This window comes from Neisseria sp. SLRRB23 (assembly GCF_050896295.1).
Taxonomy (GTDB): Bacteria; Pseudomonadota; Gammaproteobacteria; order Burkholderiales; family Neisseriaceae; genus Neisseria.
Genome location: NZ_JBPBFH010000005.1, coordinates 35,664 through 50,826 on the forward strand (window position 1 = coordinate 35,664; position 15,163 = coordinate 50,826).

14 protein-coding genes, 1 tRNA gene and 1 pseudogene are annotated in these 15,163 nt (G+C 51.8%); 11 read left to right on the top strand and 5 right to left on the bottom strand.

All coding sequences use genetic code 11. The features are described 5' to 3' along the window. Positions 1 to 13: 13 nt before the first annotated feature. The 6 genes from waaA to ACRPFF_RS02060 all read left to right on the top strand — a co-directional run bounded on the left by waaA (position 14) and on the right by ACRPFF_RS02060 (position 5,641). Positions 14 to 1,291, top strand: a complete 1,278-nt coding sequence (gene waaA / locus ACRPFF_RS02035; RefSeq protein ID WP_432673664.1) for a lipid IV(A) 3-deoxy-D-manno-octulosonic acid transferase — start codon at positions 14 to 16, stop codon at positions 1,289 to 1,291. 37 nt (positions 1,292 to 1,328) lie between these two features. After that, positions 1,329 to 1,778, top strand: coding sequence for a CopD family copper resistance protein (locus ACRPFF_RS02040; protein ID WP_101116216.1), 450 nt, complete (start codon positions 1,329 to 1,331; stop codon positions 1,776 to 1,778). A 32-nt stretch (positions 1,779 to 1,810) separates the two neighbouring features. Then, complete coding sequence (locus ACRPFF_RS02045; protein ID WP_432673665.1) at positions 1,811 to 2,785, top strand: TerC family protein; 975 nt, start codon at positions 1,811 to 1,813, stop codon at positions 2,783 to 2,785. A gap of 68 nt (positions 2,786 to 2,853) precedes the next feature. Then, positions 2,854 to 2,929 (top strand) — tRNA-Lys (locus ACRPFF_RS02050). A gap of 196 nt (positions 2,930 to 3,125) precedes the next feature. Next, a complete protein-coding gene (gene murA / locus ACRPFF_RS02055; RefSeq protein ID WP_107961001.1) occupies positions 3,126 to 4,379 on the top strand; it encodes a UDP-N-acetylglucosamine 1-carboxyvinyltransferase in 1,254 nt (417 codons plus the stop codon). Positions 4,380 to 4,462: 83 nt separating this feature from the next. Further along, a complete protein-coding gene (locus ACRPFF_RS02060) occupies positions 4,463 to 5,641 on the top strand; it encodes a phosphoglycerate kinase (protein ID WP_432673666.1) in 1,179 nt (392 codons plus the stop codon). A gap of 66 nt (positions 5,642 to 5,707) precedes the next feature. Here the strand turns inward: ACRPFF_RS02060 and ACRPFF_RS02065 are convergent, their stop codons facing one another. The 4 genes from ACRPFF_RS02065 to ACRPFF_RS02080 all read right to left on the bottom strand — a co-directional run bounded on the left by ACRPFF_RS02065 (position 5,708) and on the right by ACRPFF_RS02080 (position 8,290). After that, positions 5,708 to 5,956, bottom strand: coding sequence for a BolA family protein (locus ACRPFF_RS02065; protein WP_002218280.1), 249 nt, complete (start codon positions 5,954 to 5,956; stop codon positions 5,708 to 5,710). A gap of 87 nt (positions 5,957 to 6,043) precedes the next feature. Beyond that, positions 6,044 to 6,961 (bottom strand): permease-like cell division protein FtsX, encoded by a 918-nt coding sequence (gene ftsX / locus ACRPFF_RS02070; protein ID WP_432673667.1) that lies wholly within the window; start codon positions 6,959 to 6,961, stop codon positions 6,044 to 6,046. Continuing rightward, positions 6,958 to 7,608, bottom strand: coding sequence for a cell division ATP-binding protein FtsE (locus ACRPFF_RS02075; RefSeq protein ID WP_101119964.1), 651 nt, complete (start codon positions 7,606 to 7,608; stop codon positions 6,958 to 6,960). The genes ftsX and ACRPFF_RS02075 overlap by 4 nt, the downstream gene beginning before the upstream one ends. A 199-nt stretch (positions 7,609 to 7,807) precedes the next feature. Next, positions 7,808 to 8,290, bottom strand: a complete 483-nt coding sequence (locus tag ACRPFF_RS02080; RefSeq protein WP_101119965.1) for a TlpA disulfide reductase family protein — start codon at positions 8,288 to 8,290, stop codon at positions 7,808 to 7,810. A 132-nt stretch (positions 8,291 to 8,422) separates the two neighbouring features. On the opposite strand from ACRPFF_RS02080, the gene arsC reads away from it, so the two are divergent. From arsC to ACRPFF_RS02105, 5 genes and pseudogenes are all read left to right on the top strand, one after another. Continuing rightward, entirely contained in the window at positions 8,423 to 8,776 is a 354-nt protein-coding gene (arsC, locus tag ACRPFF_RS02085) for an arsenate reductase (glutaredoxin) (RefSeq protein ID WP_107860336.1), read from the top strand. Then, complete coding sequence (locus ACRPFF_RS02090; RefSeq protein WP_314169208.1) at positions 8,773 to 9,429, top strand: YdcF family protein; 657 nt, start codon at positions 8,773 to 8,775, stop codon at positions 9,427 to 9,429. The genes arsC and ACRPFF_RS02090 overlap by 4 nt, the downstream gene beginning before the upstream one ends. A 114-nt stretch (positions 9,430 to 9,543) precedes the next feature. After that, positions 9,544 to 10,938, top strand: coding sequence for a glutamate--tRNA ligase (gene gltX / locus ACRPFF_RS02095; protein ID WP_432673668.1), 1,395 nt, complete (start codon positions 9,544 to 9,546; stop codon positions 10,936 to 10,938). 20 nt (positions 10,939 to 10,958) lie between these two features. Beyond that, positions 10,959 to 11,354, top strand: a complete 396-nt coding sequence (locus ACRPFF_RS02100; RefSeq protein ID WP_432673669.1) for a hypothetical protein — start codon at positions 10,959 to 10,961, stop codon at positions 11,352 to 11,354. Positions 11,355 to 11,462: 108 nt separating this feature from the next. Beyond that, a pseudogene (locus ACRPFF_RS02105) lies at positions 11,463 to 11,821 on the top strand (GNAT family N-acetyltransferase); the annotation flags it as partial. A gap of 239 nt (positions 11,822 to 12,060) precedes the next feature. On the opposite strand, the gene mutS reads toward ACRPFF_RS02105, so the two are convergent. Further along, complete coding sequence (gene mutS / locus ACRPFF_RS02110) at positions 12,061 to 14,658, bottom strand: DNA mismatch repair protein MutS (RefSeq protein ID WP_432673670.1); 2,598 nt, start codon at positions 14,656 to 14,658, stop codon at positions 12,061 to 12,063. Positions 14,659 to 15,163 lie beyond the last annotated feature (505 nt).

The window sequence follows — 15,163 nt, forward strand, 5'->3', positions numbered from 1 at the left end:
ACGGAAAATTTTAATGTTTCAATGGCTTTATGATGTGTTGTGGCGATTTGTGCCGGTATTGATACGGCACCGGCTTCGCAAGCGGGCGGAGAAATCTCCGGCGTATAGGGAAAATTGGGGGGAACGCTTCGGCAAACCGCATCAGCATCCGGTTAGAGGCGCGATTTGGATACATGCGGTGTCTGTCGGTGAAACGCGTGCCGCCTTACCGCTGGTGAATGAGTTAAGGCAGCGTTTTCCCGGCGTGCCGCTGCTGATTACCCAGATGACACCGACAGGGCGGGAAACGGCTCAGGCGGTGTTTCCTGATGCACAATGCCGTTACCTGCCTTATGACAGGAAGGCATGGGTGAGGCAGTTTTTGCGCGAACACCGCCCTTTGTTCGGTGTATTGATGGAAACGGAAATTTGGCCCAACCTGATGACGGCGTGTCGGGCGGAAGGGATTCCGCTGTTTTTGGCAAATGCAAGGCTGTCGGAAAAATCTCTGGAAGGATATTTAAAAATACTCAGCCTGATCCGTCCTGCAGCAGCTTCATTGTCCGGCTGCCTGGCTCGGACGGAGGCGGATGCAGCCCGCCTGATGCGAATAGGCGTACGGGAAAGCAGTGTGTGCGGCAATACCAAATACGACATGATGCCGTCTGAATGTATGAATATACTGGCGGATAAATTTAAAAAACGAATCGGAGGCCGTCCGGTTGCCGTGTGCGGCAGTACGCGCGTATACAAAGGGGAGGACGAGGCGGAGAAACTGTTGGCGGCATGGCGGAAATATCGCGGAAATACACTTTTGGTTATTGTCCCACGGCATCCAGAGCATTTTCAGACGGCATTTGAAACGGCAGAACGCTTCGGGTTTAAGGTTCAGCGGCGCAGCGACGGTTTGCCGGTGGCGGCCGATACGCAAGTCTGGATAGGGGACAGTATGGGGGAACTGCATGCGTATTATTTAAGTGCCGATGTCGCCTTTGTCGGAGGAAGCTTGGTGGATTCCGGCTGTCAAAACATCATCGAACCGCTTTCCTGCGGCGTTCCGACGATATTCGGCTTTTCTACCTACAACTTTGCACAGGCATGCAGCCATGCACTGGAGGCCGGTGCGGCAATCCAGGTGGATTCTGCAGACGGATGGCGTGAGGCGGTCGAATCGGTATTGGCGCAAGGAGGAAGCGGCGCACCGATGAGTGGGCGTATCGAAAAATTCATTTCCCAACATCGCGGGGCCAGTGGGAGAATGGCGGAAATGATTTGCCAGTCAGTGCGAAATGCGGCTTCCGTATGCGAGTGATACAATCGGCATTCACAGATTTAGGTAGGGGTATCGTATGAGCATTTATGCCGTTGCGCACATTGTCCACCTGTATTGCGCCATTGCCTTTGTTGGAGGCGTATTTTTTGAAATGCTGGTTTTGTCCGTCCTGCATACGGGACGGGTGTCGCGCGAGGCGCGGCGCGAAGTGGAAAAGGCAATGTCTTACCGCGCCGTCAGGGTGATGCCGTTTGTGGTCGGACTGCTGTTCGCCAGCGGCATCGTGATGGCGGCAAACCGCTACCTTCCTATATTGGGCGAACCGTTTGCTACTTCATTCGGTACGATGCTGACGCTGAAAATCCTGCTTGCGTGCAGCGTGTTGGTGCACTTTGCCATAGCCGTCGTCAAAATGGCGCGCTCCACGTTAACCGTGAGGTGGTCGAAATACATACACGCCGTTGTCTTTACCCATATGCTGCTGATTGTGTTTTTGGCGAAGGCTATGTTCTACATCAGCTGGTAACACAACTACATTTCAAATCAGGAGATTGAACCATGACAGAATATCCCGGTATCGGGTCGCCGTTGTTTTACGGCGTTTTTTTTGCGGCAGTGCTGGTCATGATTGCCTTGGATATGTTTTCGCTGAAGAAAAACGGCAGCCATAAAGTCGGTGTCAAAGAAGCCTTGGCATGGAGCGGCTTGTGGGTTGCCGTATCCTGCCTGTTCGCAGGCTGGCTGTATTTCGAACTCGCCGGCAACCCCGGCTACGGCGCGGCAGCCGCAAAAGAAAAAGTATTGGAATTCTTTACCGGCTACATTTTGGAAAAATCGTTGGCAGTCGACAATATTTTCGTGTTCCTGATGATATTCGGCTACTTCAAAGTCGCACCGCAGTTTCAGCACCGCGTGCTGCTGTACGGCGTATTGGGCGCATTGGTATTGCGCACCGTCATGATTTTCGTCGGCGCGGCACTGGTTCGGCAGTTCGAGTGGATTCTGTATCTGTTCGGCGCGTTCCTGCTCTATACCGGCATACACATGATGAAGCCCGAAGGCGATGAGAAAGAGGATTTGGCAAACAGCAGGCTGCTGAATGCCGTCAAGAAAGTCGTTCCGGTCGGCACGGCGTTTCACGGCGAGAATTTTTTTACCGTCGAAAACGGCAAAAAAATCGCCACGCCGCTGTTTTTGGTGCTGGTCATGATTGAATTGAGCGATGTCGTGTTTGCTGTGGACAGTATTCCCGCCGTCTTTGCCGTTACCACCGATCCGTTTATCGTGCTGACTTCCAATATTTTCGCTATTTTGGGTTTGCGGGCGATGTATTTCCTACTGGCGGATGTGGCGGAACGCTTTATCTTCCTGAAATACGGCTTGGCATTCGTGTTGAGTTTTATCGGTGTGAAAATGTTGGTAATGCATTGGGTACATATCCCGATTTCCGTTTCGCTGTCGGTCGTGTTCGGCGCGTTGGGTGCATCGATACTGACCTCGTTAATTTATACGAAAAAACAGCTTGATAAATAAAATGCCGTCTGAACGCCGACAAAATGGTTGACAGCATTAGGCTTGATGTATAGAATTTCGAACTTATCGGGTCGTTAGCTCAGTCGGTAGAGCAGCGGACTTTTAATCCGTTGGTCGAGCGTTCGAATCGCTCACGACCCACCAGATAAAATAAAAAAGCCGAGCTTTAAAGCTCGGCTTTTTTATTTGTTTCTTTAATGTAATGCTAAAAGTAGCCGGTATTTCACCAAATTCTTTTCAGTACAACGTATCGGCGGTAAAAATCCTTTATAATTCTGCCATTCGGAAAATATACCTTATTCAGGGAGATACCTCCCGAGATTATCATGGAAGAACAAACGTGGATAAACTGAAAATCTCCGCAAACGGGCCGCTCAACGGCGAAATTACAGTTTCCGGTGCAAAAAATGCAGCTTTACCGCTGATGTGTGCTGGCTTGCTGACATCAGGTACGCTCCGCCTGAAAAACGTCCCCATGCTGGCTGATGTCAAAACCACGCAAAAACTGCTTCAAGGGATGGGCGCACGCGTTCTGACCGACAATATCAGTGAATTTGAAATCAACGGAGGTACGGTAAACAATACCTGCGCCCCTTACGAATTGGTCAGAACCATGCGCGCCTCAATTTTGGTACTCGGCCCTACGCTGGCGCGTTTCGGTGAGGCGCAAGTCAGTCTGCCGGGCGGTTGTGCCATCGGTTCCCGCCCTGTCGACCAGCATTTGAAAGGCTTAGAAGCGATGGGTGCTGAGATTGTTATCGAACACGGTTACGTCAAAGCCAAGGGTAAGCTTAAAGGCACGCGTGTGGCAATGGATGTGGTAACGGTCGGCGGTACGGAAAACCTGCTGATGGCGGCTACTCTGGCCGAGGGTACGACGGTTTTGGAAAATTGCGCCATCGAGCCTGAGGTGGTTGATTTGGCTGAATGCCTGATAAAGATGGGAGCGAAAATCAGCGGTATAGGAACCTCAACCATGATTGTGGAAGGAGTGGATGAGTTGCACGGCTGCGAACACAGTGTTGTCCCCGACAGGATTGAAGCGGGTACGTTCCTGTGTGCGGTGGCAATGACCGGCGGCAAGGTGGTTTTGCGAAATGCCGCACCGAAAACCATGGAAGTGGTTTTGGACAAATTGGTCGAGGCCGGGGCGTTAATCGAAGTCGGAGACGATTGGATTGCCATCGATATGCGTCAACGTCCGAAGGCAGTGGATATCCGTACAGTCGTCCATCCCGGTTTTCCTACCGATATGCAGGCGCAGTTCATGGCGTTGAATGCCGTGTCTGAGGGAAGCTGCCGTGTGGTGGAGACAATTTTTGAAAACCGTTTTATGCACGTTCCAGAGTTAAACCGGATGGGGGCGAAAATAACGACCGAGGGCAATACGGCATTTGTCCAAGGGGTGGAGCAGCTTTCGGGGGCGGTCGTCAAGGCGACGGACTTGCGCGCTTCCGCCAGCCTTGTTATCGCCGGTTTGGTAGCACGGGGGGAAACTGTGGTCGAACAGATTTACCACTTGGATCGCGGTTATGAAAATATTGAGAAAAAGCTCGGTAAAGTCGGTGCGACAATCGAGCGCATCTCCGGATAAATGGGTCATCATGCCGTCTGAATCGTTTCAGACGGCATGATTCATTCCCCTACAATAAAACCTATTTGAAAAAAGGACTTATGATGGCATTTCTGAAACTGACCGAACAAAATGTTCAAGGCAAAACCGTCCTCATCCGCGCCGATATGAACGTGCCGTTCAAAGGCGGCAAAATCAGCGACGACACCCGTATCCGCGCCTCGCTCGCGTCCGTCAAATACTGCTTGGACAACGGCGCGTCCGTTATTGTGATGACCCACTTGGGCCGCCCGACCGAGGGCGAGTTTCATCCTGAAGACGATGTCGCGCCCGTTGCCGCGCACTTGGGTAGCCTGTTGGGTAAAGACGTGAAAGTATTGAACGACTGGCGTGAAAACAAACCTACCCTGAACGCTGGCGATGTCGTCATGCTGCAAAACGTGCGCATCAACAAAGGCGAGAAGAAAAACGATTTGGAACTGGGCAAAGCCTATGCCGCCTTGTGCGACGTGTTCGTCAATGACGCGTTCGGCACCGCCCACCGCGCCCAAGCCTCGACTGAAGCCGTTGCCCAAGCCGAGCCCGTTGCCTGCGCCGGCGTATTGATGGCGGGCGAACTCGACGCTTTGGGCAAAGCCTTGAAACAACCCGCGCGCCCGATGGTTGCCATCGTTGCCGGCAGCAAAGTGTCCACCAAGCTGACCATCCTCGAATCGCTGGCGGATAAAGTTGACCAACTCATCGTCGGCGGCGGCATTGCCAACACCTTCCTGTTGGCGGAAGGCAAAGCCATCGGTAAATCTTTGGCGGAACACGATTTGGTGGAAGAATCTAAAAAAATTATGGCAAAAATGGCGGCTAAAGGCGGTTCCGTGCCGCTACCGACCGATGTCGTCGTTGCCAAAGCCTTTGCCGCCGATGCTGAAGCGGTGGTAAAAGACATTGCCGACGTTGCCGAAGACGAGATGATTTTGGACATCGGCCCGAAATCCGCCGCCGCGCTTGCCGAGTTGCTTAAAGCCGCCGGTACGGTCGTTTGGAACGGGCCGGTCGGCGTGTTCGAGTTCGATCAATTCGCAGGCGGCACAAAAGCCCTTGCCGAAGCCATCGCCCAAAGCAAAGCCTTCTCGATTGCGGGCGGCGGCGACACGCTGGCGGCGATTGCCAAATTTGGCGTTACCGACCAAATCGGCTATATTTCTACCGGAGGCGGCGCGTTCCTTGAGTTCTTGGAAGGCAAAGAGCTGCCTGCCGTAGCCGCTTTGGAAAAACGCGGCGCGTAAGTGGTTTGAGATAAAAAATGCCGTCTGAAACGTTGTGCTGTTTCAGACGGCATTTTTGTGCGGTGGTTATTGTGCTTTGGCATTCCATTCTGCCGGTGTGGCGGCTACCGAAATGGAAAGTGCGTGCAGTTCGTTGCTTTCCAGTTGGGCTTTGAGCCCGTCTTTAATCAGGCGGTGGCGCGCGAGGCGTGCTTTGCCTTCAAATTCTGATGAAACGATAACGGCGAAAAAATGGTGTCCGTCGCCTTCTACTTCGATATGTTCGCATTTTGCCACGCCTTCAATCATGGCTTTTACTTGTTCCGGGGTCAGCATGGTGGGTTCCTTATTGGAAAAATGCGCCATTATACTGGCAAATTGAAATGCCGTCTGAAAACGGCTTCAGACAGCATTTTATCGGGATTATTTTCTGGCTTTAAAACCGAGCAGGTGTTGGGTGGTGGCAAGCCATGCCCCTAATATCCCCAGTGCGACGACGAAGCTGAACACCAGCACGATTTCTCCCAGGTAGAAGAAACGCCAGGCGATATTAAGCCCGTAGGGTTTGAAGATGGCATCGACCAAGGGGCGCACGGCGGAGAGCAGCCAGCCGCAAAGCCCCAGGCTGACGGCGGCGGAAAGAATGCTCTGCCACATGGCTTGATAAAGGAATGGGCGGCGGATAAACGATGCGGGCGCGCCGAGCAGCTTGGTAATTTCGATTTCTTCTTTGCGGCTGAGGATTTGTAGGCGGATGGTGTTGTGTGCGACAAGGACGAACGCCATCCCCAGCGTCAGTGAAAGAAACCATAAAATTTTACGGATGAATTCGTTGATTTGGTACAGAGTCTGTACCCATTCCGTATCCATGTTGGCGGATTCGACCATAGGCAGTTTGGTAATGTCTCGGTAGATTGCCTGCATTTGATCGGGAGTGGTTGCTGGGTCGGGGGTAACGATAAAGACATCCGGCAGGGGGTTGCCGTCAAGCATGGAAATCAGATTTTGGTCGAGATTGGACTGTAATTCTTCCAAACCGTCTTCTTTGCTGATAAAGCGGATATTGTCGAGCCGTTTGTCGCGCGTCAGCAGGCTGCGCACGGTATCGCTGTCGCTTTGTGCGGCAGCGGTTTCCATATAGATTGTGATTTGCGGCGACTCGTTGAGTTTGCCTAAAACGCTTTGTCCGCTTTGGATGCCCAAATACATAAACAGCGGCAACGTCATGGCGACGGCGAGCATCAGGAGGGTCAGTATCGTGCCGACAGGTTGGCGCATGAGTTGTTTGAGTGCGGTGCGTGCGGATTCGACGTGTAGCGAGACGTAGTGAATGATGCTCATGCGAGACGTCCTTTCGAGAGGCGCAGGATGCGGTGTCCGTAGTCCGCCATAAGGGTTTCGTCATGGGCGGCAACGATGACGGTAGTTCCTGCTTCGTGGAAGGTTTTGAACAATTCCATGATGTCGAGCGCGTAGGCGCGGTCGAGGTTGGCTGAGGGTTCGTCGGCAATCAGCAGGCTAGGCTGATGAACGACGGCGCGGGCAATGCACAGGCGTTGTTGTTCACCGCCCGAGAGGGTTACGGGATCGTCCAATTCTCGCCCTTTCAAGCCGACTTTTTCAATGGCGATGCGGGCGCGTTCTTCGGCTTTGCGCGGCGGATAACCGATAATCCTCAGCGGGAGGATGACGTTTTGCAGGACGTTGCGGTCGTAGAGGATTTTGTGGTCTTGGAACACGATGCCGATATGTTGGCGCATAAAGCCGATTTGGTTGTCGGTCAGTATGCCGAGGTCTTGGTTGTTGAAGTGGACTTTACCCCTGCTTGGTTTGGTAATACCCGAAATCAGCTTGAGGACGGTGGATTTGCCTGAACCGGAGTGTCCTGCGATAAAAATCATCTCGCCTTTGTTGATTTGGAAGCTGACGTTTTTCAGGGCTTCAAAACCGCCAGGATAGGTTTTGGAAACTTGTTCGAAACGGATCATGGGAGTTCCTATAGAAGGGCATACTGTATCAGGTTGTTTGCCTGAAGATGAGGTGTTTGCGGTATGCTGTCTGAACAATAAGTAAGTAACGGAGATTATAAAGATTCCGTTCGTTTTTAGATAGTGGATAAGTTTGGCGGATACCGAAGGCTGGGAGGGAAAAATGCCGTCTGAAGTCATTTCAGACGGCATAAGAGATTTAACGGCATTTTGAATAGGCGAGTTTGACTGCTTCCGTCAGGCTTTTTTCGTTTACTTCCCCGGTAATGGTCTGCTTGTATCCGCATTTCGGGGCTTCGACGACGGTAAAGGGTAATACGCCGACAGTGTTTCCATAGGATTTCATAAAGTTTCGGCTGTTCGCCCCGGTGTAACGCCAAACCGGATAGCCGACGGGGGTCTGCTTGAGGAAGTTACCGATATTGTCGGATGTGTCGAGCGCGATACCGACCATATCGACGCTGCCTTTTTTCTGGGCTTTGTACCATTTGGACATAACCGGCATCTCTTTGCGGCACGGGCCGCACCAAGTCGCCCAAAGATTGACTATGCGGACAGGGGCTTTGAGTGATTGCAGGCTTTGCGCGGCATTGTCTTTCCAGCCGGCAAGCTCGTCTGCCGATGCGGTATGGGAAACCAGTACGCCGGCAAGTGCGATTGCGGCAAGCGGTAAGTGTTTCATTTTTTGTCCTCCGTATATGGATTGGGGTATTGTAAACCGTTTGGTACGGCTGTCTATGGTTCGAAGGGAGATATTGAGTAAAAGCCTGCGTAAGCCGATAATAAGGAGATTGTGGAGAAGTAAGGAAATGTCATGTCTGAAATCAAAATTTTCCACAATCCGCGTTGCAGTAAGTCACGGGCCGCCTTATCCCTTTTGGAGGAACGCGGGATATCGGCCGATGTGGTCGGGTATTTGGATAACCCGCCTGATTTGCCTGCATTACGGGATATTTTTAACAAATTGGGTTTGGATTCGGTTCGGGGCATGATGCGCGTCAAGGATGATTTGTATCGGGATTTGGGTTTGGATAATCCGGATTTGGATAACGATGCGCTGCTGCAGGCGATTGTTGAACACCCTGCTTTACTGGAACGCCCGATTGTTTTGGCGAACGGTAAGGCTGCCATCGGAAGGCCTTTGGAAAATATTGAAGCGATATTGTGAAAAAACGGCTGTTTCGCAGCCGTGAAGGGTTGCGCTATTACCTGCTCGGCGGTTTTTGCTTTTGGTTTTTTTTGTTTGCCTCGTTGTTTGCCTCATCCGTTTGGACGGTGTATCGGCTGAATGAAGGAGTTTTACCCACTGGTACCCGTGCGGATGCCGCATTGGTTTTGGGAGCTGCCGCATGGGACAAACGCCCGTCCCCTGTTTTTCGGGAACGCATCAACCATGCCATCGCGCTTTATCAGGGGCACAGGGTCGGTAAAATTATTTTTACCGGCGGCAGAAGTAAAAAGGGTTACATGACGGAAGCCGAAGTCGGGCGGCGGTACGCGCTCAAACAAGGTGTTCCGGCGCACAATATCTTATTTGAAAACACGTCGCGCAATACCTATGAAAATCTGAACAACATCCGTCCGATTTTACAGGCCAACGGTATTTCCAGCGTGGTAATCGTCAGCGATCCCTATCACTTGGCCCGTGCTGCGGAAATGGCCGAGGATTTAGGGGTTCGGGTTTATGTTTCCGCCACGCCGACGACACGTTTTGATACCGTGAGCGGAAAGAAAAATTTTATCCTTCATGAAGGATATGCCCTCACCCTTTACCGTTTGGAAAAATGGGGGAGGCGTTTTTTCAATTGGCTGTTTGGTTGAAAACAAAGAAATGCCGTCTGAAACTTATCCGCAAGTAAGCTTCAGACGGCATTTTTAATGCTTAAGCACGGTAAAAACAGTAAAATAAGCCGTTTTAAAGATTCTGGAGCCATCATGACCGTCAAAACCCGTTTCGCCCCCAGCCCCACCGGCTACCTGCACATCGGCGGCGTGCGTACCGCCTTGTTTTCATGGGCATTTGCCCGCCATCACAAAGGCGAGTTCCTATTGCGTATCGAAGACACCGACTTGGCGCGCTCTACTGCCGAATCCGTTAACATCATCCTTGACGGCATGAAATGGGTCGGTCTCGATTACGACAACGCCGACAACGTCGTTTACCAAACCCGCCGCTTCGACCGCTATAAAGAAGTCATTGCCGAACTTTTAGAAAAAGGCCATGCCTACTACTGCTATTGCAGCAAAGAAGAGCTGGAAGCCATGCGCGAGAAAGCCGAAAAAGAAGGCTCGGCGACTTACGACCGCCGCTGGCGTCCGGAAGTAGGTAAAACCCTGCCCGAAATCCCGTCCGACGTACAACCCGTTGTCCGTTTCAAAACACCTTTGGACGGCGTGACCAAATGGACAGACTTGGTCAAAGGCGAAATCTCCATCCCCAACGAAGCACTCGACGACCTGATTATCGCCCGCGCCGACGGCACGCCGACCTACAACTTCTGCGTTGTCGTAGACGACTACGACATGGGCGTTACCCACGTTATCCGCGGCGACGACCATGTGAACAACACGCCGAAACAAATCAACATCTTAAAAGCCATCGGCGCAAACCTGCCCGAATACGGCCACCTGCCCATGATTCTCAACGAACAAGGCAAAAAAATCTCCAAACGCAGCGGCGATACCGTTGCCATCACCGACTTCGGCGCGATGGGCATCCTACCTGAAGCTATGCTCAACTATCTGGCGCGTTTGGGCTGGGCGCACGGCGACGACGAGTTCTTTACGATGGAACAATTCATCGAATGGTTTGATTTGAAAGACGTTTCCCCTTCCCCAAGCCGTATGGACTTGAAGAAACTCTACTGGATTAACGGCGAACACATCAAAATCACGCCCAACGGCAAACTCGCCGAACTCGTCAACCCGCGCCTTGCCCTGCGCGATATTCATGAAACCGAAAAACCTGCGTTGGAAGACGTGTTGGCACTGGTCAAAGACCGCGCCCAAGATTTGAACGCCTTGGCAGACGAATGCCTGTATTTCTACAAAAAACAAATCCCTGCCGAGGCAGACGTGCAGAAACACTGGGACGACGAAGCCGCCGCTCGTATGCTGCGCTTCGCCGAACGCCTCGAAGGGCTGGAAGACTGGAATGCCGAAGCCATCCACGACTTGTTCAAACCCTTCTGTGACGAAGAAGGCATCAAAATGGGCAAACTCGGTATGCCCCTGCGCCTTGCTGTCTGCGGTACGGCAAAAACCCCGAGCGTCGATGCCGTGTTGGCATTAATCAGCAAAGAGGAAGTGTTGAAACGCATCCGTGCTTAAGTTATCCACAGGTGCGGGCAATGCCGTCTGATGTCGGAATGCGGCTTCAGACGGCATTCAGACGGAAGTTGAACATGAAAAAAATATTGTATTTTCTGATGTTTGTTTTTTCTACCAGTGTATGGGCAGGGGATGCTGAAGACAATTTGCTCAGTATCCAATCTGGTTACCGTGCCTTATTGCAAAAACAAAACAATCTTGATGGAAAAATTATCGGGATGCAGTCGGATTTGGAAGATGCGCGCAGACGGTTGCAGGCTGCACAGGCGGATATTACCCGTTTGGAAGCGGAAATTCCCAATGCGATGGCGATGAAAGCGCGGCAGGAGGAAGAGTTGAGACAGGCGGGACTGCGCTTGGACAATGCTTGGAATGCGGTTTATGGTGCAGGAGGAACGAAAGCGGCGGGAAATTAACCGATGCATTCTGATTTTGAGGAAAGAAAATACGGCGGCCTGAGCAAGAATGATGTTGTTTCCATTGTGCGTTTAGAGGTGCGGCATATTGACAATCTGGCTTAGGCTTTGTTTGAAGAATGGCATGATTTTGCCCCTTAGTCGTCTGTGGATAAAATCCGCAGCTATTATCACGAGTGCTTGAGGGGCGATAATTTGCCACTATCGGTCATTCTCATGTACTGCTGGGTTCGGCTGCGATCAAACGGCATGACATTGCTGCGTTCCCGCAATATGAATATTGGTTGGGCGATGTCTTTGTGCTTTCCGAGCACCGTGGAAAAGGTGTGGGCAGATACTTGGTTGCGCATTGCATAGAGGCGGCGCACTCGTTAGGCATACGGCAGTTGTATCTTTACACGCCTGATGCGCAAGCCTTTTATCAGTCATTCGGCTGGATAGCCGTCAGACGGCATTTTTATAGTGGATTAAATTTAAACCAGTACAGCGTTGCCTCGCCTTGCCGTACTATCTGTACTGTCTGCGGCTTCGTCGCCTTGTCCTGATTTTTGTTAATCCACTATACAATGGGGAATGGGTAACGCTTATGATGTTGGATGTGGAGAAAATATAGGAAAAGTTGTCAAATGCCGTCTGAAAGGTTCAGACGGCATTTTTTATGTGCTTTGAATCGGGTAAAAGGAGACAAAACCTGTCAAAACAAATTTTAGGATGACTGTCGGGATAACTCCTTTAAACGGTACAGTTCGGACAGGGCTTCCAATGGGGTCAGGCTGTCGGGATTGAGGAGGTTTAGGGCTTTCGTCAAAACCCCTTCGGGGGCTGTGTCCTCATATTTTTCTGACGGTCGGTTGCTGTCTGAATCATCTTGTTCGGATGGTATGAGGTTGAAAATATCGAGCTGCGGTTGTGCGTTGGCAGCTTGGGCTTCAAACTCGTTCAGATGTTTTTGGGCGGCTTTGAGGGCGCGGTTGGGCAGGCCGGCGAGTTTGGCGACGGCGATGCCGTAGCTTTTGCTGGCGGGGCCGGGTTCGATGTGGTGGAGGAAGACGATATCTTGTCCTTGTTCGAGTGCAGAGAGGNGCATATTGACCGCCGTAGCGTGGGCTTCGGGCAGTTTGGTCAGTTCGAAATAGTGGGTGGCGAAGAGGCTGAAGGATTTGTTTTTTTGCAGCAAATGTTCGGCGATGGCTTGGGCAAGGGCGAGGCCGTCAAAAGTCGAAGTTCCGCGACCGACTTCGTCCATAAGGACGAGGGATTGGTCGGTGGCGTGATGGAGGATGTAGGCGGTTTCGCTCATTTCGACCATAAAGGTAGAGCGGTTGGAGGCTAAATCATCCGATGCGCCGATGCGGGTGAAGATTTGGTCAATGGGGCCGATTTGGGCAGAGTCGGCAGGCACGAAGCTGCCGGTGTGTGTCAATAAAACAATCAGCGCGACTTGGCGCATGTAGGTGGATTTGCCGCCCATATTGGGGCCGGTCAGGAGCATGAGGCGGTGTTTGTGGTCGAGGCGGGTGTGGTTGGCAGTGAAGTGGCGTACTTGTTGCTCGACGACGGGATGGCGGCCGTTTTCGATATGGATGACGGGGTAGTCGGCAAACTCGGGGCAGACGAAGCCGCGTTCGGCGGCAATGGCGGCAAACGTAGAAAGTACGTCGAGGGCGGTGGCGGCTTTGGCGGATTTTTGAAGCTGCGGCAATGCCGTCTGAACTTCTTTCAGCAGGGCTTCAAACAGACGTTTTTCCAATGCCAATGCCTGCTCTTGCGCGGTCAGGACTTTGTCTTCGAAGGTTTTCAGTTCGGGGGTGATGAAGCGTTCGGCGTTTTTTAGGGTCTGGCGGCGTTGGTAGTCGGCGGGGGCTTGTTCAGCCTGGACTTTGGATAGCTCGATGTAGAAGCCGTGGACGCGGTTGAACTCGACTTTAAGGGTGGAGAGACCGGTGCGTTCGCGTTCGCGCTCTTCAAGCTCAAGCAGGAATTCATCGCCGTGGTTTTGGATGTGGCGCAGTTCGTCCAGTTCTGCGCAATAACCTTGGTTTATGACGCCGCCGTCTTTCAGCCAGACGGAAGGTTCGGGCATCACGGCGGCTTTGAGGGTTTCGGCAACTGGCAGGGTTTCGGGGAAAACGGCTTTAAGGGTTTCTAAGAGACTGCTGCCCTCGGCGGACAATTCGATTTCATTCAGAGCAAACAGGCTGTCACGCAGGGCGGCGAGGTCGCGCGGTCGGGCGTTGCCGACGGCGATGCGGGCGGCGATGCGCTCGATGTCCGCAATGTTTTTCAGACGGCCTTGCAAGGTTTCGTATTGCGAACCCAACGCGGCAACAGCTTCTTGGCGGGCGCGGATGTGGGCACGGCTGCGTAAGGGGTGGTGCAGCCAAAGTGCTAAGAGGCGGCTGCCCATGTGGGTGGCGCAGCCGTCGAGTATGGAAAACAGGGTCGGCGATTTTTTGCCGGAGAGGGTTTGCGTGATTTCGAGATTGCGGCGCGTGGCGGCGTCCATGCCGATATATTGGCTGTCGGTTTCGAGAGAGATGCCGTCTAAGTGTTGCGGCATCAGGTTTTGCGTCAGGCGGATGTAGTTCAACAGCGCGCCCGCCGCGCCGACGGCGGTTTCGTGTTCCTTGCCGTCCAAACCAAAGCCGTGCAGGTCTTGGCAGCCAAAGTATTCGGTCAACAATTTCGCGCCCGCATCGGCGGCAAACTGCCATGAGTTCAGACGCGTGATGTTGGCAGAGGTCGTCTGAAAACCATCAGGCAGGCTTTTGCCATCGGGCAACAGGATTTCCGCCGCCTGCAAACGCGCCAGCTCGTCGGCGAGTTTGTCCGCCGTCGTCAGCTTGGTTTTGAATTCTCCGCTTTGCAAAGATGCCCACGCAATGGCGATGTGTTTTTTATCCGCGTTTACCGCCGCGATGCGGTTGGTTTCCTTATCTTCCAAAAACGCCGCGTCGGTCAGCGTGCCGGGCGTTACGATGCGCACGACTTTGCGCTCCACCGGCCCTTTGCCCGCGCCAACTTCACCCACCTGCTCGCACACCGCCACGCTTTTACCCATCTTCACCAGCCGCGCCAGATACTGCTCCGCCGCGTGAAACGGCACACCCGCCATCTTAATCGGCACGCCGTCCATCTGCCCGCGCGTGGTCAGAGTGATATCCAACAACTTCGCCGCTTCCACCGCGTCATCCAAAAACAACTCGTAAAAGTCGCCCATGCGGTAAAACACCAACTTGTCGGCGTGCTGCGATTTGATGGCGAGATACTGCTGCATCATCGGGGAAACGGTGGATTTGGACATAATGAGACTTATAAATTTACAAAACAGTATTATTGTAGCAAAAGGAGATGCTTCAGACGGCATATGAATAACAGAAATTTTGTTGATAATTTTGTGGAAATTAAGAGGGAAATATTAAGGTTATCCACAAAAAAAGAAATTATATCAATTTTATCCACTTATATTCTATTAGGATGGTAGGTGTTAAACCCAATTTTATTTTTTTAGAAGATTATGAAAAATTTGAAGATTTATAACTTATACCTGCGTTTGACGGCAATCATCAAAATCATCATTAAAAAATTTAAATTTGTTTTAGAAGGTTGTTTAAACAAAAAATCAGCAAATTTGAATAAAACTAATTAGAAATGCGAAACTCAATCTGCAAATATCGCAATACCTTAATTATTAGCTGCTGTTTTAGTTGTGTTTTCATCAACAGTTACATTGATTGAAAAGTTGAAATTACTGAAAACTGTAGCTGTACGATAATGAAATGTCTTACATCTGAAAAATCGTCCATGTT